This is a genomic window from Bacillus sp. LR--39 (assembly GCF_053613335.1).
The window spans coordinates 1-509 of sequence record NZ_JBSIOT010001664.1 but is presented as its reverse complement, the minus strand read 5'-3'; the positions used below and the strand labels follow the sequence as shown (position 1 = coordinate 509).

Sequence of the window (509 nt, the reverse complement as noted above, 5' to 3'; positions counted from 1 at the left end):
AGGAAATCACCAAGTCATTTCAAAATTTAACTTCTGAGCTGAACGACTTGATGGACGTCAAAAAAGGGCATGTGAGGATCGGTCTGCCGCCGATGATCGGCTCCGGTTTTTTTCCGAAAGTGATAGGGGATTTCAGAGATAAGTATCCGAACGTCACCTTTCAGCTTGTTGAACACGGGTCTGTGAAAGTGCAGGAGGGAGTAGAGGACGGATCGCTTGATATCGGCGTTGCCGTCCTGCCTGCAAAAGAGGAGATTTTTCACTCCTTTACAATTGTTAAAGAAGACTTAATGCTAATCGTCCACCCGTCCCATCGTTTTGCCGATGCGGAAGAGATCGAGCTTCGGCAGTTAAGCGAAGAACCGTTTATTTTCTTCCGGGAAGACTTTGTTCTTCACGAACGGATCATTACGGCCTGCTTGAAGGCGGGATTTCAGCCGAATGTCATTTATGAAACCTCACAATGGGATTTCATCAGCGAAATGGTTTCCGCGAACCTTGGGATAGGT

The 509-nt window shown here is 47.0% G+C and carries 1 protein-coding gene; it reads left to right on the top strand.

Going from position 1 to position 509, the window contains the following annotated elements; genetic code table 11:
* A partial coding sequence (locus ACWHAR_RS32385) for a LysR substrate-binding domain-containing protein (protein ID WP_452089093.1) occupies positions 1-509 on the top strand: 509 nt, incomplete at both ends.